The organism is Bradyrhizobium nitroreducens, assembly GCF_002776695.1.
In the GTDB taxonomy this organism is placed as follows: domain Bacteria; phylum Pseudomonadota; class Alphaproteobacteria; order Rhizobiales; family Xanthobacteraceae; genus Bradyrhizobium; species Bradyrhizobium nitroreducens.
The window spans coordinates 5,562,973-5,580,528 of the sequence record NZ_LFJC01000003.1; the positions used below are offsets into that span (position 1 = coordinate 5,562,973).

General features: G+C 65.1%; 14 protein-coding genes. 6 read left to right on the top strand and 8 right to left on the bottom strand.

All coding sequences use genetic code 11. The annotated features are described in order from the left end of the window. The first annotated feature begins 1 nt into the window (after position 1). The 3 genes from TSA1_RS26705 (at position 2) to TSA1_RS26715 (ending at position 3,445) form a co-directional block, all read left to right on the top strand. Complete coding sequence (locus TSA1_RS26705; protein WP_100178943.1) at positions 2–1,141, top strand: thiolase C-terminal domain-containing protein; 1,140 nt, start codon at positions 2–4, stop codon at positions 1,139–1,141. Positions 1,142–1,283: 142 nt separating this feature from the next. Further along, positions 1,284–2,198 carry an SDR family oxidoreductase gene (locus TSA1_RS26710; RefSeq protein WP_100178944.1) on the top strand — a complete coding sequence of 305 codons (915 nt, stop codon included), beginning with the start codon at positions 1,284–1,286 and terminating at the stop codon, positions 2,196–2,198. 134 nt (positions 2,199–2,332) lie between these two features. Then, positions 2,333–3,445 (top strand): SMP-30/gluconolactonase/LRE family protein, encoded by a 1,113-nt coding sequence (locus TSA1_RS26715; RefSeq protein ID WP_100178945.1) that lies wholly within the window; start codon positions 2,333–2,335, stop codon positions 3,443–3,445. A 117-nt stretch (positions 3,446–3,562) separates the two neighbouring features. Here TSA1_RS26715 and ppc read toward each other — a convergent pair whose 3' ends face one another. From ppc to TSA1_RS26745, 6 genes are all read right to left on the bottom strand, one after another. After that, positions 3,563–6,373: a phosphoenolpyruvate carboxylase gene (gene ppc, locus TSA1_RS26720; protein ID WP_100178946.1), complete on the bottom strand. Its 2,811-nt coding sequence runs from the start codon at positions 6,371–6,373 to the stop codon at positions 3,563–3,565. A gap of 985 nt (positions 6,374–7,358) precedes the next feature. Continuing rightward, a complete protein-coding gene (locus TSA1_RS26725) occupies positions 7,359–7,763 on the bottom strand; it encodes a VOC family protein (RefSeq protein WP_100178947.1) in 405 nt (134 codons plus the stop codon). 112 nt (positions 7,764–7,875) lie between these two features. Beyond that, positions 7,876–8,280 (bottom strand): YccF domain-containing protein, encoded by a 405-nt coding sequence (locus TSA1_RS26730; RefSeq protein WP_100178948.1) that lies wholly within the window; start codon positions 8,278–8,280, stop codon positions 7,876–7,878. Between the two features lie 171 nt (positions 8,281–8,451). After that, a complete protein-coding gene (locus TSA1_RS26735) occupies positions 8,452–9,246 on the bottom strand; it encodes an enoyl-CoA hydratase/isomerase family protein (RefSeq protein ID WP_100178949.1) in 795 nt (264 codons plus the stop codon). 109 nt (positions 9,247–9,355) lie between these two features. Then, positions 9,356–10,900 carry an acyl-CoA synthetase gene (locus TSA1_RS26740; RefSeq protein WP_100178950.1) on the bottom strand — a complete coding sequence of 515 codons (1,545 nt, stop codon included), beginning with the start codon at positions 10,898–10,900 and terminating at the stop codon, positions 9,356–9,358. A gap of 140 nt (positions 10,901–11,040) precedes the next feature. After that, positions 11,041–11,850, bottom strand: coding sequence for a crotonase/enoyl-CoA hydratase family protein (locus TSA1_RS26745; RefSeq protein WP_100178951.1), 810 nt, complete (start codon positions 11,848–11,850; stop codon positions 11,041–11,043). Positions 11,851–11,956: 106 nt separating this feature from the next. Between TSA1_RS26745 and TSA1_RS26750 the strand changes: the two genes are divergently transcribed. Together TSA1_RS26750 and TSA1_RS26755 are read left to right on the top strand one after the other, a co-directional pair. Then, positions 11,957–12,829, top strand: coding sequence for an SDR family oxidoreductase (locus TSA1_RS26750; protein ID WP_100178952.1), 873 nt, complete (start codon positions 11,957–11,959; stop codon positions 12,827–12,829). A gap of 249 nt (positions 12,830–13,078) precedes the next feature. Next, complete coding sequence (locus tag TSA1_RS26755; RefSeq protein WP_100178953.1) at positions 13,079–14,656, top strand: fatty acid--CoA ligase; 1,578 nt, start codon at positions 13,079–13,081, stop codon at positions 14,654–14,656. A gap of 117 nt (positions 14,657–14,773) precedes the next feature. Here the strand turns inward: TSA1_RS26755 and TSA1_RS26760 are convergent, their stop codons facing one another. Next, positions 14,774–16,048, bottom strand: coding sequence for an acyl-CoA dehydrogenase family protein (locus TSA1_RS26760; RefSeq protein ID WP_100178954.1), 1,275 nt, complete (start codon positions 16,046–16,048; stop codon positions 14,774–14,776). 214 nt (positions 16,049–16,262) lie between these two features. On the opposite strand from TSA1_RS26760, the gene TSA1_RS26765 reads away from it, so the two are divergent. Then, the gene (locus tag TSA1_RS26765; protein WP_100178955.1) at positions 16,263–17,042 is read left to right on the top strand and encodes an enoyl-CoA hydratase-related protein; all 780 of its coding nucleotides are present in this window, start codon (positions 16,263–16,265) and stop codon (positions 17,040–17,042) included. A 136-nt stretch (positions 17,043–17,178) separates the two neighbouring features. On the opposite strand, the gene TSA1_RS26770 is transcribed toward TSA1_RS26765, so the two are convergent. Next, on the bottom strand, positions 17,179–17,556 hold the full coding sequence (locus tag TSA1_RS26770) for a DUF6285 domain-containing protein (RefSeq protein WP_100178956.1): 378 nt from the start codon (positions 17,554–17,556) through the stop codon (positions 17,179–17,181).

Genomic DNA, 17,556 nt, shown 5'->3' on the forward strand with positions numbered 1-17,556 from the left:
CATGCGCAGGAATCAGGTTGCCGTCGTCGGCGCGGCCGAGACCACCGAGCTCGGTGTCATCCCCAACGCCTCGCAGCTCCAGCTGCACGCGGATGCCGCGCTCAACGCCATTGCGGACGCCGGGCTGAAGCTCTCCGACATCGACGGCTTCGCCACCGCGGTCGAAACGCCGCAGCAGGTCTGCCACTATCTCGGCATCAAGCCGACCTGGGTGGACGGCACCTCGGTCGGCGGCTGCTCGTTCATGCTGCACGTCCGCCACGCGGCGGCCGCGATCGAGGCCGGCCTGTGCAAGACGGTGCTGATCACCCATGCCGAGAGCGGCAAGTCGATGATCGGCAAGCTGCCGCGCTCGACGCCGCCGGACAGCCTCAACGGCCAGTTCGAGGCGCCCTACGGCGTCTACGGCCCGCCCAGCATGTTCCCGATTCCCGTGCTGCGCTTCATGAAGACCTACAGCATCACGCACGAGCAACTGGCCTCGGTGGCCGTGGTACAGCGGGAATGGGCGGCGAAGAATCCGCGGGCGATGATGAAGGACCCGATCACGGTCGCCGACGTCTTCAACTCGCGCATGATCGCCTATCCGTTCCGGCTGCTGCAATGCTGCCTCGTCACCGATGGCGGCGGTGCGCTGATCCTGACCTCGGCGGACAGGGCCAAGGACTTTCCGCGCAAGCCCGTCTACGTCATGGGCACCGGGGAGAGCGTGGAAACTCCGATGGTCAGCCAGATGGAGACGTTCAACTCCTCGCGCGCGTTCAAGACCGCGGGGCCGCTGGCCTTCAAGGAAGCCGGCATCGCGCACGGGGACATCGACCATCTCATGATCTACGATGCGTTTGCGCATCTGCCGCTGTTCGGCCTCGGCGATCTCGGCTTCATGCCGCATGAGGAGACCGGCCAGTTCATCGCCGAGGGCAATACGCGGCCCGGCGGCAAGCTGCCGCTCAACACCAATGGCGGCGGATTGAGCTACATGCACTCCGGCATGTACGGCATGTACGCGCTGCAGGAGAGCGTACGGCAGATGCGCGGCATCGCACCGGCGCAGGTGCCAAACGCGAGGATTTCGGTGTGTCATGGTGTCGGCGGCATGTTCGCGGCGAGTGGCACGATCGTGTTTACGAACGAGAGGTAGGGCTGCGCCAGCAACACAAGTGTCGTCATTGCCGGGCTTGACCCGGCAATCCATCCTCTTCCGAAGATGGATGCGCGGGTCAGGCCCGCGCATGACGAGTTGGGTTTGGCGCGGCCGCAGGGACAACAACGGAGCGGCTAACATGAGCAAATCACTGCAGGACAAGGTCATCATCGTCACCGGCGCAGGCCGCGGCATCGGGCGCGAGATCGCGCTGCTGTGCGCGGCCGAAGGCGCCAAGGTCGTCGTCAACGATCCCGGCGGCGCCGCCGACGGCGCCGGCTCGAACGCGGCGCCGGCCGAGGAAGTGGTCGAGGAGATCAAGAAGCGCGGCGGCACGGCGGTTGCCAATTTCGAAAGCGTCGCGGAAGCGATCCCCGCCAGCAAGATCGTGAAGACCGCGACCGATGCGTTCGGCCGGCTCGACGGCGTCGTCAACAATGCCGGCATCCTGCGCGACATGATCTTCCACAAGATGAGCGTGGAGGCGTTCGAGGCCGTCATCAAGGTGCATCTGATGGGCTCGTTCTACGTCTCTCACGCCGCGGCGCGGATCTTCCGCGAGCAGGAATCGGGCTCCTTCGTGCACTTCACCTCGACCTCGGGCCTGATCGGCAATTTCGGCCAAGCCAACTACGCCGCCGCCAAGCTCGGCATCGTCGGCCTCTCGAAGTCCATCGCGCTCGACATGGGCCGCTTCAACGTCCGCTCCAACTGCGTCTCGCCGTTCGCCTGGACACGCATGATCGGCACCATCCCGACCGAGACCGACGCGGAGAAGGCGCGGGTCGAGAAGATCAAGCAGATGGGACCGGAGAAGATCGCGCCGCTGTGCGGCTATCTGATCTCCGATTCCGCCAAGGACGTCACCGGGCAGATCTTCGGTGTGCGCATGAACGAGATCTTCCTGTTCAGCCAGAACCGACCGATCCGCTCGGTACAGCGGAGCGAAGGCTGGACGCCGCAATCGATCGCGGAACACGGCATGCCGGCGCTGAAGGGCTCGTTCTACAAGCTCGACCGCTCCGCCGACATCTTCACTTGGGATCCCGTCTAGACTTGGGATCCCGTCTAGCCGCATTTCCGGCATCCCTGCCCTGCGATCTCCGGTTGTCTCGGCCGGAGATTGCTCCGCTTTACGCCTGATTGCGGGCGAATGGTGCGCCTCCCAACACACTTTGGGAGGAAACCATGACAAGAATACTGACCAACTCTGACGACACGACTGCAAGCAACGGTCTCGCCCGGCGCACCCTGCTCCAGGGCGCGGCGACGCTCGCCGCATCGACACTGCTCGCCTCCAACGCGGAGGCCCGCGAGTTCGGCGCCAATGCCGAACCGCAGCGCTATCCCGACCCCGACATCATTGCCATCGATCCCAAGCGCTTCAAGGCCAAGGTCGGCAACACCGCGATCAAGCGGCTCTACACCGGTTGCCTCTGGGCGGAAGGGCCGGCGTGGAACGCGCAGGGACAATATCTCGTCTGGAGCGACATCCCCGCCAACCGGCAACTGCGCTATCTCGACGATGACGGCCACATCTCCGAGCAGTTCCACAAACCGTCGAACGAGGCCAACGGCAACTCGTTCGACACGGAGGGACGCCAGCTCAGCGCCGAGCGCACCCGCCTCGTTCGCTACGAGCACGATGGCTCGCTGACGACTTTGGCCGAGCAGGCCGGCGGCAAGCCGCTCAACGGCCCCAACGACATGGTGGTGCATCCCAACGACAAGTCGATCTGGTTCACCGATCCCGGCTATGGCGCGATCAGCATCTACGAAGGCAAGCTCGCCAACACCGGCTCGCTGCAACCGCACCAGAAGGAGGCCGTCTATCGTCTCGACACCCAGTCGGGACAGCTCGCCAAGGTCGCCGACGAGCCGTTCAAGCCGAACGGCATCGCCTTCTCCCACGACTACAGGAAGCTCTATGTCTGCGACACCGGCATCACGCATTATCCGCAAGCGGAGAACGTGGTGTGGTCCTACGACATCGACGGGGCGAAGCTGTCGAACCCGAAGCGCCTGATCGACATGAAGCTCGACGGCAAGTCTGGCTTCCCCGACGGATTGCGGGTCGACACCGAGGGCAATATCTGGGTCGGCGCCGGCTGGGTCGGTCCGGGCTATGACGGCGTGCAGGTGTTCGCGCCAAACGACGGCGCGCGCATCGGGCAGATCCTGCTGCCGGAGACCTGCGCCAATGTCTGCTTCGGCGGCAGGAAGCGCAACCGCCTCTTCATGACCGCGAGCCAGTCGCTCTATGCGGTCTATGTGGAGACGCAAGGCGCGCATTTCTGTTGAGACGTACGCTCTCTCCTCGTCATGCCTGGGCTTGACCCGGGCATCCACGTCAATCTGCTTGCTGAAGCGCTGGATGGCCGGGTCAAGCCCGGCCATGACGACCGAGGGGTGTAGCCACTACCCCGTATTCCTCAACCCCGCCGAGATCCCGTTGATCGTCAGCTGAATCCCGCGCAGCACCTGCTCGTCCGGGTTCTGCGCGCGATGCTCTTTCAGCAGCTCGACTTGCACGTGGTTGAGCGGATCGAGATAGGGGAAGCGATGGCGCACGGAGCGCTCCAGCAGCGGATTGCCTTGCAGCAGCCGGTCCTGCCCCATGATGTCCAGCAGCGTCTCGATCGAGGCGTGCCATTCGCGGCGGATGCGGCCGAAGATTTTTTCGCGCAACGCCTCGTCCGGCACGAGCTCGGCATAGCGCGAGGCGATCGCGATCGAGCTTTTGGCCAGCACCATGTCCATGTTCGACAGCAGCATGCGGAAGAACGGCCATTCCCGGTAGAGCTCTTTCAGGAACGGCATGCCCTTGTCGGGATGCTGCGCGATCCACTGCTCGACCGCGCTGCCGAAGCCGTACCAGCCCGGCAGCATCAGGCGGCACTGCGCCCAGGAGAACACCCAGGGAATGGCGCGCAGATCCTCGATGGCGCGCGTCTTCTTGCGCGAGGCCGGACGGCTGCCGATGTTCAGCGTCGCGATCTCGTTGATGACGGTCGAAGCCCAGAAATAATCGACGAAGCCGTCGGTCTCGTAGACCAGGCCGCGATAGGCTTTGAACGCGAGGTTCGACAATTCGTCCATCGCGGTCAGATATTCGCGGCGCGGGGCGCTCTGGCGCGGATGCAACAGGCTCGCCTCCAGCGTCGCAGCCGCGAGAATCTCCAGATTGTTGCGGCCGACCTCGGCGTTGGAATATTTCGACGAGATGATCTCGCCCTGCTCGGTGATGCGGATCTGGCCGTTCACCGCGCCGCCGGGCTGCGCGATGATGGCGTCATAGCTCGGCCCGCCGCCGCGGCCGACAGAGCCGCCGCGGCCGTGAAACAGGCGCAAGCGCACGTGATGTCGCTCGAACACCTCGACGAGGTTGATCTCGGCCTTGTAGAGCTCCCAGCCCGAGGTGACGAAGCCGCCGTCCTTGTTCGAGTCGGAATAGCCGAGCATGACCTCCTGCACGCTGCCGCGGCTGTCGACCAGGCGGCGGTAATCGTGCAGCGACAGCATGCGGTCCATGACGACGCTGGAGGCCTGCAGGTCCTCGATGGTCTCGAACAGCGGCACGATGTTGATGGCGCTGCGCCCGGACGGATGGACGAGGCCGACCTCCTTCAACAATACCGCGACCTCGAGCATGTCGGACATGCCCTTGCACATCGAGATGATGCATTGGGGAATGGCGTCCGCGCCGAACATCGCATGCGCTTCCGCGGCGGCATGGAACACGTTCAGCTCGCCCATGGTCTCGTCGCTGTATTTGACGAAGGGCGAGACCAGCGAGCGCGGGCTGCGCAGTTCGTTGGTCAGAAGCGAAATGCGCGCGTCCTCGCCGAGCGCGAGATAGGACATGCCGGGATTGGCGGCGTCCATTAGCTCGGCAATGGTGCGCTCATGCACCGCCGAGTTCTGGCGGATGTCGAGCCGCGCCAGATGGAAGCCGAAACAGTCGACCGCGCGCCGCAACAGCCTCAAGCGGCCTCGGGCGATGACGCGGGCGTTGTTGGAGATCAGCGAGCGGTGCAGCACGTCGAGATCGGCCTGCAGCTCCTTGACGCTGCCGTAGGGCTCGCCCTTGCCGACCGGCCGGCGCGTGATCTCGACCCGCAGCTTTTCCGCCGTCGCGGTGAGGCGGGCATAGATGCCGGAAACCGCCAGGCGATACGGCTCGCCGCTCCGGTGCGGCGAGGTGTCGGGCGAGCGCTCCGCCAGCTTGCGCAGCTCCTCGGAGACGTCGGCCAGATGCGCCGCGATCGACAGTTCCGAGCCGAGCACGTGCAGCTCGTTGAGATAGAATTGCATGACCCGGCTCGACTGCAGCCGCAACGTGCCGCGCATCACGTCGGCGGTGACGAAGGGATTGCCGTCGCGGTCGCCGCCGATCCAGCTACCCATGCGCAGGAACGAGGCGAGCTCGCCGGCGGCCTGCTCGCCGCCTTCCTCCAGCCGGTCTTCCAGCGCGTTGACGAGGCGCGGCACCTCGCGCAGAAAGGTGTAGTCGTAGAACGACAGGCCGTTGGCGACCTCGTCCAGCACGGTGAGCTTGGTGCGGCGGAGCAGATTGGTCTGCCACAGCGTCAGCACCTCGCGGCGAAGCTGCTCGTCGCTGGCATCGGCCTCCTCAGCAGTCAGCGCGACGCGCTCGCGGCGGTCGAGCAGGTGCGCGACCTCCATCTCACGGTCCATGGTGCTCTTGCGGCGGACCTCGGTCGGATGCGCGGTCAGGACCGGGCTGACCAGCGCGGACTTGAAGAAGCTGCGGAGCTGATCGGGGCCGATGCCCGCCGCCTTGGCATGGGCGAGCGTTTCCGCCAGCACGCCGGAGCCGCCGCGCGCTCCAGTGTCCTTGCCCGCGCTGCGGGCGCGCATCTGGCGGATGTTGTTCTGGTCCTCGGCAATGTTGGCGAGATGGGAAAAATAGCTGAAGGCGCGGACGATCCGCACCGTCTCCGAGATCGACATGCTGTCGAGGATCTGCTCGAGCTCGCGGCGGGCCAGCCGGTCCTCGTCGCGGTGGAACCTGATCGAGGTCTGCCGGATGCGCTCGACCAGGTCGAACAATTCCTCGCCTTCCTGGTCGCGCACGGTGTCGCCGAGGATGCGCCCGAGCAGGCGGATGTCGTCGCGCAGCCGCGTATCGGCCTCCAGCGCCTGGGCATCCTCAGGACGGTTGGCGCGTTGGTCGGGGCTGTCGGACGATACGGTCTGGAGGGACATGGTTCGCTCCTCTTCAAGAGCTCCTTGCGGCTCCCCGGCCCGGAGGAGTGTGCGATATTTTTCTACCGCAACGCAAGATGAACTTGGTGGCGGCGCACACTGGCGCCGCTTGTGTCCCGGACGCGCTGCAACGCCCCTTAGCGTTGCTGCGCAGAGCCGGGACCCAGGAGCTACAGAGTGCAAGCCGAAAGATGGGCCCCGGCTCAGCAGCGCATCACGCCGCGAAGATGCGGCGCGCTGCACTGCGTCCGGGGCACGCGGAGAAGCAGCCTTTTTCACCAAGCACGTCTTCGCGATCTCGCGGCGTATTCCGCCCGAGCTTTGCTATCCATTTCGCCCTCGTCGAGAATAAAGGGCGCTGGGAAGGCCGGGCGCCGGCTGGCACCCGAGGTCCGCACGCGAAAGACGCACGCGGGGTTGACCACAGGTGTTGCCGGTCGCCCGGCCTTCCCTGCGCAATGGTGTTACGGCTTATGGCGCGCTCTCCCCGGGGAGCGATGCACTATTGCCCCCGTCGCCTTGCGGCTGATCGATGCGCGTGCCGGTTGGCCGCCTCATCACCGCAAGCCTTGACGCCAGAACCGCGGGCGTCAGGACCACACGCTTTTGCCGTCCGCGGACGTCCCGCCCCGGACAGCCGGAAGCTCGCGCGTGCTCGCCCCCAACGCCGAAACGAAACGCTGTGACCGCGCCGTGTCGTGCCGCGGATCGCGATGGCTCACGGTCGCCCGCCCTGCCATCACCTCACGCGCCGGCGCTACCGCGTCCATCGCATCCCAACCTACGGTTCGTGACGATCGCGAAACGTCCCTTCTGGCGGGCCGGGATGGAATGCGGTTTAGCCGAAACGGCAAATTCGGTCAATCAGAATATTTTGCGTACCTGTCCCTTGACCTGCATGTTGCGTGTTTTGCCTGTCGGGCAGCGCAAGGGATTGGGAGGCGAGAAGCGGCTGAGCAGCACGCTCCGCACATCCTATGAGCTGTCAGCTCCGAACAGGCTGCCCGATTCCAAGAAGGTTGCCTTCGCTGTCGCGAAACCAGGCGCCTCTCTCGCCGACGCCCTTGCTTGCGTAATTGCCGGCGATGTCGGCGATCCCGTTCACGGTCTTCAGCCCGGGCAGGTCGTATTCCTCGAACTTGACTCCCCGCGCGCGAAGCTCCCGCACCGCCGCATCGATGTCCTCGACTTCAAAGCCCATCTGGGTGTGCGTGCCGGATTGCACGCCGGCCGAGACGAATATCGCAAACTCGCCGCCTGCGCAGACGTAGCGCAGTCCACCTTCGCGCTGTTCGATCGGGTCGAGGCCGAGCTTTTCGGAATAGAACGCGCGCGCGCGGTCCAAATCCTTGGCTGGAAGACGGGTGGCCACTTTTGCGTTTCGTAGCATCCTCGGCTCCTTCCGAGATCGATCACAGGCGGGAGCATCGTGCCCTTCAGCCAACCTCAAACGCGCTACGGGTCAAAAGCCGCGATCGGCGCTCGCGCGGTCCGAGCGCACCTCACGCCGGCACGATCACCTTGCCGATCGGCCAGAGCGCGATGCCGGCGAGCTTGAGGTGCGCCCAGGCAAAGGGAATGCCGATGATGGTGATCGCGAGCACCAGGGCCGTCAGGACGTGGCCGAGTGCCAGCCACCAGCCGGCGAGCACGAACCAGATGATGTTGCCGATCACCCCGAGCGGGCCGGTGCCGATATCCTCGACACCGGTGACGTCGTAGCGGTTCACCGCCTTTGATCCGAACGGCAGCAGGGTGTAGACGGCGATGTTGAACGCCGCCCGCGCCCAGGGCAGGCCGATGATGGTGACGGCCATGATGACCGCGGCCACCAGCCAGCCGAACGCCATCCAGGCGCCGCCGATGAGGATCCAGAGAATGTTGAGCAGCATCGAGACGGGGGTCATGGGGTGATCCGCAGGTGGATGATCCCGTCTATATAGGATCGGAATCTGTCTCTGCTAAGACGGCGCCACGCCCATGAAACGTAGCCCGGATGGAGCGGAGCGCAATCCGGGAAGCGAGCCACCAGCTACAGCGGCCCCGGATTACGCTTGCGCTCCATCCGGGCTACGGGGTTACCGCCCTTCGAACCTCGGCGCCCGCTTCTCCATGAACGCCTTCATGCCCTCGGCCATGTCCTGGGTCTTGAACAGCGGCAGGAGCTGCAGATAGACGTGGTGGACGTGGTCGGAGAAGTTCTCGTTGAGGCCCATCCGCATCATGCGCTTGGAGGCCTGCACGGCAAGCGGCGCGTTGGCGGCGATTTCGCGGGCGATCGCGGTCGTGCGGGTCATCAGCTCGGCGTCCGGCACCACCTCGTTGGCGAGCCCCCAGTCAAGGCATTCGCGGGCGCTGAGCGTGCGGCCGGTGAAGATCAGCTCGGAGGCCTTGGCCCAGCCGAGCATGCGTGGCAACAGCCAGGTGCCGCCGGATTCCGGCACCACGCCGCGCTTGACGAAGGCGGCGGCGAGCTTGGCGGATTCCGCCATGATGCGGATGTCGCAGCCGAGCGCGGTGTCCATGCCGTAGCCGGCCGCCCCGCCGTTGACGGCGCAGATGATCGGCTTGTCCATCGCCTGCAACACCGTCGGCGGCGTGTTGCGGAGGTTGATCGTGGTCGGCGAGGACGCGGCGCTGAGGCCGTTGCCGTCGCGTTCCTTGCGCAGGTCGAGGCCGGCGCAGAACGCCCTGCCCTTGCCGGTGAGGATCACGACGCGGACGTTCTTGTCCTCGTTGGCCTCGGTCAGCAGGCGGGCCAGATCGTTCAGCATCGGGCCGGAGATCGTGTTCATCCGCTCCGGCGCATTCAGCGTGATGGTCGCGATGTGGTCGGCGACCGTATAGAGGACTTCGTTGGCGGCATCGGTCATGACAAATGTTTCCCCATCCGTGTGTTGTTGGTTGGGCAAAGCGAAGCGTGCCCACCACTTCTTAACGGCGGGCACAGGCTACGCGCTGTTGCCCCCCTCCGGCACCGCGTCAGATCTTCCGGCCCGCCTGCTCCCAATAGGGATCGCGCAGCCGGCGCTTGAATATCTTGCCGGAATCTTCGCGCGGCAGGCCGCTGCGGATCTCGATGTGCTTGGGCACCTTGTAGTCGGCCAGATGCGCCTTCAGGCTCGCGCGAACGCCTGCGGCGTCGAGCGTGACGCCGGCTTGCGGCTCGACCACGGCCATCAGTGCCTCGCCGAACTCGGCGTCGGGAATGCCGAACACGGCGCAATCATGCACGCCTGATACGGCGTGCAGCACGGATTCGATCTCCGCCGGGTAGATGTTGACGCCGCCTGATATCACCATGTCGCGCTTGCGGTCGCAGATGAAGACGTAGCCGTCCTCGTCGATATAGCCGACATCGCCGGAGGTGATGAAGCCGTCGCGGTCGATCTCGGCGCGCTTCTCCGGCTTGTTGTGATAGGTGAAATCGGCAAGCTCGGCCATGCGCGAATAGATCTCGCCGATCTCGCCTGTGCCCAGCACGCGGCCGTCCTCGCCAATGAAGCGCAGCTCGGCGCCGGGCGAGATCTTGCCGACGGTGCCGGGCTTCTTCAGCGCGTCCTCCGAGGTCGCGAATGTGACGGCGCTGGATTCGGTCGAGCCGTAGAATTCGTAGATCACCGGCCCCCACCATTCGATCATGGCGCGCTTGACGTCGGCCGGGCAAGGCGCGGCAGCGTGGATGACATGGCGCAGCGAGGAGACATCGTAGCTTTTGCGCACCGCCTCGGGCAGCTTCATCAGGCGAATGAACATGGTGGGCACCATGAAGATGGTGTCGATCTTGTATCGCTCGATCGCTTGCAGAAATTCCTCCGGCTCGAACCGTGGCATCAGCACCAGCGCGCCGCCGAGCTTGCCGGCGCGGATGCCGAACGAGTTCGGTGCGGAATGGTAGAGTGGGCCCGGCAGCAGCGCGCGGGCACCGGGCTTGAGGCCATAGATCATCGCGCGCATGCGCTCGCCGGCGGCCTGCTGCTCCGGCGTCGGCGCGTTACGGCGCACGCCCTTGGGATGGCCCGTGGTGCCCGAGGTGTAGATCATGTTCATCGGCTGCGGCACGACCGGGCCGTCATAGGGCTGGAATTGCGCGAGCCAGGATTCGAAGTCGATCGCAAAATCCGGCGTCGTCAGATGATCGGGATCGATCTTGTAGTTGGACAGGATCTCCGGCGGGGTCGGTACGCTGAGCACGGTGACACCGGCCGGAATGGCATCGCGCAAGCCATGCAGCATGTCGGCGTGGCCGATCAGCACGGAGGTGCCGGTGTCCTTGAGGATGTAGTTGATCTCCTCCGGCTTGAAGTGCCAGTTGATCGGCACGCCGTAGGCACCGAGGCGCATCGCAGCGTAAGCGGCCTCGATGAACGCAATGTCGTTGCGCATCAGCATGCAGACGCAATCGCCCTGGCGGACGCCGATATCTGCAAGGCCGCTTGCGATGCGGTCGGCGCGGGATGCGACCTCCGCGTGGGTGCGGCGGCGATCGCCGGAGACGATGCCGAGGAAGTCAGACGTTTCGCTCATTTTGTTTTTCTTTGTTGGTGGTGGCCGTGCCCGTTGGTCGTCATCACCGGGCTTGTCCCGGTGATCCACGTTCTTTCTTCGCCGCCTGAGGCTAAGAACGTGGATGGCCGGGACAAGCCCGGCCATGACGGAGTGACTATCTAATCCGCGTACTTCGCCGCGCGCTTCTCCAAATTGGCGCGCACCGCTTCGGTCTGGTTCGGGCTGCCGATCAGCTTCTGCTGCTCGACCGACTCCGCGAGCAGTGCCGGACCGGGATCGACCGAGAGATTGTTCAGCAGACGTTTTGCCGCGCGGATCGCATCGGGGCTCTTGCCGGCAATCTCGCGCGCGACTTCGAGAGCGGCCGCGCGCGGATCGTCGCAGATGCGCGTGGCGAGGCCGAAAGCCATCGCCTCCTGCGCGGAGAAGATGCGGCCGGTGTAGGTGAGATCGCGCAAGATGTCGTCGCGCACGAGGCTCGCGAGAATCGGCGTGCCCGCCATGTCGGGCACGAGGCCCCATTTGATCTCCATGATCGACATGCGCGCATCCGCCGAAAGAAAGCGCATGTCCGCGCCGAGCGAAAGCTGGAAGCCGCCGCCGAAGGCGACGCCGTGCACCGCTGCGATCACGGGAACAGGAAGCTGGCGCCATCCCCACACCGCCTGTTGCGGGAAGTTCGCCTGGCCATGTGTGCGCTTGGTGAGATCGCGATTTTCGCCACCCGGAATTCCGTTGCCGCCCTTCTCCTTCATGGCGGCAAAACGCCCCATGTCGAGACCGGCGCAGAAGGCACGGCCCTCGCCTGAGAGCACGACGGCGCGGACGCTCTTGTCCTTCGAAAGCCGGTCGGTTGCGGCGACGAGCGCCTCGAACATGGCCTGATCCAGCGCGTTCATCTTGTCCGCGCGCACCAGGCGCACGTCGGCAACGCCTTCCGAGATCGAGATCGAGACGCGCTCTTCCATGGACGAATTCTCCCCTGTTCTTGACCGGTTGCCGCTTTACAGGACGCTGGCGGCCGGATTTAGTCAATCGACCAATTAACTGACAATCCCTACGGGGGAAACAGCCATGTTCAAGGAAAATCTTCTGGCCGGCCGGCGCATTCTCGTCACCGGCGGCGGCACGGGTCTCGGCAAGTCGATGGCGGCGCGCTTTCTCCAGCTCGGCGCCGAGGTGCATATCTGCGGTCGGCGCAAGATCGTGTGCGACGAGACCGCGACCGAGCTGATGGCGGAGTACGGCGGCCGCGTCACCAGCCACGGCGTCGACATCCGCAACGCGCTCGCTGTCGAGGAGATGGTCGAGAACATCTTTCGCGATGGCGGCCTCACCGACCTCATCAACAACGCCGCCGGCAATTTCATCTCGCGCACCGAGGAGCTGTCGCCGCGCGGCTTCGACGCGGTCGCCAACATCGTCATGCACGGCACGTTCTACGTGACGCATGCGGTCGGCAAGCGCTGGATCGCCTTGAAGCAGCCGGGCAATGTCGTCTCGATCACCACGACCTGGGTGCGCAACGGCTCGCCCTACGTGGTGCCGTCGGCGATGAGCAAGTCGGCGATCCATGCGATGACCATGTCGCTTGCGACCGAATGGGGCCGCTACGGCATCCGCCTCAACACCATCGCGCCGGGCGAAATCCCGACCGAAGGCATGAGCAAGCGCATCAAGCCGGGCGACGAGGCGGGCGCACGCACCAAGGCGATGAACCCGATGGGCCGTGTCGGCACCATGGAGGAGTTGCAGAACGTCGCCGTGTTCCTGATCTCCGGCGGCTGCGACTGGATCTCCGGCGAGACCATCGCCATGGACGGCGCCCAGGCGCTCGCGATGGGCGGCAATTTCTACCAACTCCGCGACTGGAGCGACGACGACTGGAAGACCGCGCGCGAGAGCATCATGGCCCAGAACGAGAAGGACCGGGCGAAGCGGGGGTAGTCTCGTGCCCCGGACGCAGTGCAGCGCGCCGCACTTGCGGCGTGGTGCACTGCTGAGCCGGGGCCCAGCACATTCTTACGTCTCGCGAAAGCATGGGTCCCGGCTCTGCGCAGCAGCGCAAGGGCGCTGCAGCGCGTCCGGGACACGAGATTTCGCTTGTCCGGGACGACAGCGGGGCTGCCATCTTGTCTTCATCCACGGATGACGCCACACTCCCCGGCATAAGAACAACACCGCCACGGGAGAAACATGTCCACACAGCCATTGGCGAACCTCGCCGACATGGTGCGCGAGCGCGCCAAGAGCCGCGGCAATGCCGTCGCTTATGAATTCGAGGGCCGCGCGACCTCCTTTGCCGAGTTCGACGTCAAGACCAACAAGGTCGCGAACGCACTCATCGCGATGGGCGTGAAGAAGGGCGACCGCATCGCCTATCTCGGCAAGAACAGCGATGTCTATTTCGAGCTGCTGATGGGCGCGATGAAGGCCGGGGTCGTCATGGCGCCGGTGAACTGGCGGCTCGCCGGGCCCGAGGTTGCCTTCATCGTCGCCGATTGCAAGGCGCCAGTGCTGTTCATCGGGCCGGAATTCATCACGCAGGTCAAGCAGATCAAGGACCAGCTGCCCGGCGTGCGCACCGTCATCACCACCGAGGGCGGCGCGCCGGAATGGCCGGATTTCACGGCGTGGCGCGATGCGCAGAGCGGCGACGATCCGAAGGTTGCGATCGACACGAAAGACATCGCGATCCAGCTTTACACGTCGGGCACCACGGGCAAGCCGAAGGGCGCGATGCTGAGCCACGCGAACTTCCTCAACCTGGTGCAGACCGGCAATGCCGAGGACAAGCCGGAGTGGAACCGGTGGTCGACCGACGACGTCTCGCTGGTGGCGATGCCGATCTTCCACATCGGCGGCTCCGGCTGGGGCGTGATGGGGCTCTATCACGGCGCCCGCGGCGTGATCGCGCGCGAATTCGACCCGACCAAGGTTTTGGATTTCTTCGAGCAGTCGGGCATCACGAAACTGTTCATGGTGCCGGCGGCGATGCAGTTCGTGGTGCGGCAGCCGCGCGCGAAGACGGTCGACTTCTCACGATTGAAATACATGCTCTACGGCGCCTCCCCTATCCCGGCGGCGCTGCTGAAGGAATGCATCGAGGTCTTCAAATGCGGCTTCGTGCAGATGTACGGCATGACCGAGACGACCGGCACCATCGTCGCACTGCCGCCTGAGGACCACGTCGAGGGCCTCGTGCGGATGCGCTCGGCCGGCAAGGCGCTGCCGGGCGTCGAGATCGCGATTCTGGATGCGGATGGCAAGCCGCTGCCGCCGCGCGAGGTCGGCGAGATCGCGACGCGCTCGGGCTCGAACATGGCGGGCTACTGGAATTTGCCGGAGGCGACCGCCGCGACGCTGCGCGGCGACGGCTGGCTGCGCACCGGCGATGCCGGCTACATGGACGAGGACGGCTACCTCTACATCCACGACCGCATCAAGGACATGATCATCTCCGGCGGCGAGAACATCTACCCGGCCGAGGTCGAGAGCGCGCTGTGCGATCACCCCGATGTCGCCGAAGCCGCCGTGATCGGCGTGCCCGACGACAAATGGGGCGAGGCTGTGAAGGCGGTGGTGGTGATGAAGCCGGGCAAGCAGGCGACCGCCACTGACATTATCAACTTCACCCGGACGCGCATCGCCGGCTTCAAGACGCCGAAGAGCGTGGAGTTCTTGGCGGCGCTGCCGCGGAACCCGTCGGGCAAGATCCTGCGGCGGCAGTTGCGTGAGCCGCACTGGGCGGGGAAGGACCGGCGGGTGAATTGACCAACGGTGCCGTAGAATGGGCAAAGGCGCGCCCTTCGCGCGCCGTGCCCACGCGGACGGAAAGACGTGGGCACGGCGCGAGAGCGCCTTTGCCCCCTACCAAACCGGTGCAAGCCGTTAATGCTTCCCGGGTCCCATATAGCCGAACAGGAATCCCGCCACTTTCCGCATCTGGATCTCCTCGCTGCCTTCGGTGATGCGATAGCGGCGGTGGTGGCGGTAGATGTGCTCGAACGGCTTGTGGCGTGAGTAGCCCATGCCGCCATGGACCTGCATGGCGCGGTCGGCGGATTCGCAGCAGAGGCGGTTTGCCCAGTAGTTGCACATGGAGACGCGGTCGGAGAGCGTGCGCTCGATCTGCTCCTCGGTGAGCTGGTCCATCTCCCAGGCCGTCTTGCGGATCAGGAGGCGCAGCATCTCGGCCTGCGTGGCAAGCTCGACCAGCGGGAACTGGATCGCCTGATTCTCCGCGAGCGCCTTGCCGAACGGCTTTCGCTCGCGCGCATATTTCACACTCTCATTGATGCAGTAGACCGCGGCACCGAGCGAGCTCGCGGCCTGGCGAATGCGGTTCTGATGGACAAAACATTGCGCCAGCGACAGGCCGCGGCCGACTTCGCCGAACAGCGCATCTTCCGGCACGAAGACATCCGTGAAGCTGACGCGCGGATGGTCGGTCGGCATGTTGAAGGTCCACATGTACTCTTCAATCTTGACGCCGTGGCTCTTGGCCGGCACCAGGAAGCAGGTGATGCCGCGGGCATCGCCGTCGTTGCCGGAGGTGCGCGCGAACAGCGCGCAATGCGTGGCGACGTGCATGCCGGTGGTCCACATCTTCTCGCCGTTGATGATCCAGCCCTTGACGTTGTCGCGGGTCGCGGGCACCGCGCGCGTCTCCATGTGGGTGGCGTCGGAGCCGTGAAGCGGCTCCGTCAAACCAAAGGTGATGCGGTACTTGCCCTTGATCGAGCCGTCGATCATCGCCTTCTGGTCGTCGCGGCCGTAGCGGTCGAGCATGGTGACGACGGGGAAATTGCCGACGATGGAATGCTCGTTCTGGAGGTCGTTGTGCAGGCCGAGGCCCTTCGCGGCAAAATGCTCGCGGATCACGGCCATCCAGAGATTGGATCCGTCCTTGCCGCCATATTGCTTCGACACCGGAAAGCGCAGATGCCCGGCGGCGTCGGCGAGGTCCTTGGCCTTGCGCAGCAGCGCCTCCCATTCGTGCCGCGGCAGGCCGCCATTCTCGAAGTCGGTGCGCGCCCATTCGCGGCGATGATCGAAGAAGCGAATGTTGTCGTCGGCTTCCTCCAACGGCTTGATCTCGCGCGCGATGAAACGATCGAGCTCTGCGAGATAGGCGACGAGATCGGCAGGCAATGAGAAATCCAAGGGGTTCTCTCCCGGAGTGATTTTATCGTTTTGCGTTAAGGCGCTAGGCGCGTTTCTGCTTCGCACGATTAAGGTGAGAAGAGCGCGCCCAAGTCAAGCGAGCGAAGGCGTGCCGAAGGCGCAAGGCGCTTTGCGCAATTCGGTGGTGCTCAGGCGTACGCGCACGGTAGTATGGCGCCAATATTCCTTCGAAAGAAAATCCGGGAGCCGCGCGATGGAGCTGAAATTCTCAAAGGTGGAACGCAAGGGGCCGATCACGATCGTCACGCTGTCGCGGCCCGAGGTCTACAACGCGCTGCACACCGATGCGCATTTCGAACTGCAGAAGGTGTTCGATGATTTCTCCGGAGACCCCGAGCAGTGGATCGCTGTCGTCACGGGCGCCGGCGACAAAGCGTTCTGCGCCGGCAACGACCTGAAGTGGCAGGCCGCGGGGGGAAAGCGCGGCTGGGACAAGGGCGGCTTCGCCGGCCTCACCTCGCGTTTCGACTGCGACAAGCCGATCATCGCCGCCGTGAACGGCGTCGCCATGGGCGGCGGCTTCGAGATCGCGCTGGCCTGCGATCTCATCATCGCCGCGGAGAATGCGACCTTCGCCCTGCCCGAGCCGCGCGTTGGACTAGCCGCGCTGGCCGGCGGCCTGCACCGCCTGCCCCGGCAGATCGGGCTGAAGCGCGCCATGGGCATGATCCTCACCGCGCGCCATGTCAGCGCCAAGGAAGGTCTCGAGCTCGGCTTCGTCAACGAGGTGGTGCCGCAGGGCGAGGCGCTCGCGGGCGCGCTGCGCTGGGCGGAGACGATCGCCAAGAACTCGCCGATGTCGATCCGCGCCTCCAAACAGGCGATCCAGAAGGGGCTCGGGGTTTCGCTGGAGCAGGCGATCGCGGAGCAACGCGACTATCCGGCGGTGCAGGCGATGGTGGCCTCGCAGGACTACATCGAAGGGCCGAAGGCGTTCTCGGAGAAGCGGCCGCCGAAATGGGTGGGGAAGTAGGGCGCCGCTCTCACCGCCGTCATTCCGGGGCGCGCCCCTTGGGCGCGAGCCCGGAATCCATCGAGCTTCAGTGACAGTGGATGAATGGATTCCGGGTTCGTCGCTCCGCGACGCCCCGGAATGACGGTGGACAGACCTACCAGCCCCGCCCAAGCTCCCTTCTGTACGATGCGTAGTTCGGCTGATCGACGGCGAGCTTGTCCATCGTGGTCGCCCAGAGGTGGTCGGCAAGTCCGGGCGTTGCGAGATCGAGCTCCCCCTTTGCGATGCGGTCGGCCAGCACCCGGTTCAGCTCGGTCACCGAGCCGTCGATGCCGAGCAAGGCGCGCAGTCGTCCGACTTCCGCGGCATCGCTGTCCTCCTCCCGCGTCAGCTGCCGCGTGACGAGGTCGAGGATGTTGATGGCGACGCGGAGCTTGAAGGCCTGATGGCCGGTGATCAGCGGCGAGATATCGTTGCGGAGGAAGTCGGCGACGGATTTGGTCAGCTCGATCGGGCTCGGCTCGTCCTGCAT

Bases quoted from the DNA above. Each gene is read 5' to 3' on its own strand.
- TSA1_RS26705 (WP_100178943.1), top strand. From the start codon at position 2: ATGCGCAGGAATCAGGTTGCCGTCGTCGGCGCGGCCGAGACCACCGAG.
- TSA1_RS26710 (WP_100178944.1), top strand. From the start codon at position 1,284: ATGAGCAAATCACTGCAGGACAAGGTCATCATCGTCACCGGCGCAGGC.
- TSA1_RS26715 (WP_100178945.1), top strand. From the start codon at position 2,333: ATGACAAGAATACTGACCAACTCTGACGACACGACTGCAAGCAACGGT.
- ppc (WP_100178946.1), bottom strand. From the start codon at position 6,373: ATGTCCCTCCAGACCGTATCGTCCGACAGCCCCGACCAACGCGCCAAC.
- TSA1_RS26725 (WP_100178947.1), bottom strand. From the start codon at position 7,763: ATGCTACGAAACGCAAAAGTGGCCACCCGTCTTCCAGCCAAGGATTTG.
- TSA1_RS26730 (WP_100178948.1), bottom strand. From the start codon at position 8,280: ATGACCCCCGTCTCGATGCTGCTCAACATTCTCTGGATCCTCATCGGC.
- TSA1_RS26735 (WP_100178949.1), bottom strand. From the start codon at position 9,246: ATGACCGATGCCGCCAACGAAGTCCTCTATACGGTCGCCGACCACATC.
- TSA1_RS26740 (WP_100178950.1), bottom strand. From the start codon at position 10,900: ATGAGCGAAACGTCTGACTTCCTCGGCATCGTCTCCGGCGATCGCCGC.
- TSA1_RS26745 (WP_100178951.1), bottom strand. From the start codon at position 11,850: ATGGAAGAGCGCGTCTCGATCTCGATCTCGGAAGGCGTTGCCGACGTG.
- TSA1_RS26750 (WP_100178952.1), top strand. From the start codon at position 11,957: ATGTTCAAGGAAAATCTTCTGGCCGGCCGGCGCATTCTCGTCACCGGC.
- TSA1_RS26755 (WP_100178953.1), top strand. From the start codon at position 13,079: ATGTCCACACAGCCATTGGCGAACCTCGCCGACATGGTGCGCGAGCGC.
- TSA1_RS26765 (WP_100178955.1), top strand. From the start codon at position 16,263: ATGGAGCTGAAATTCTCAAAGGTGGAACGCAAGGGGCCGATCACGATC.
- TSA1_RS26770 (WP_100178956.1), bottom strand. From the start codon at position 17,556: ATGCAGGACGAGCCGAGCCCGATCGAGCTGACCAAATCCGTCGCCGAC.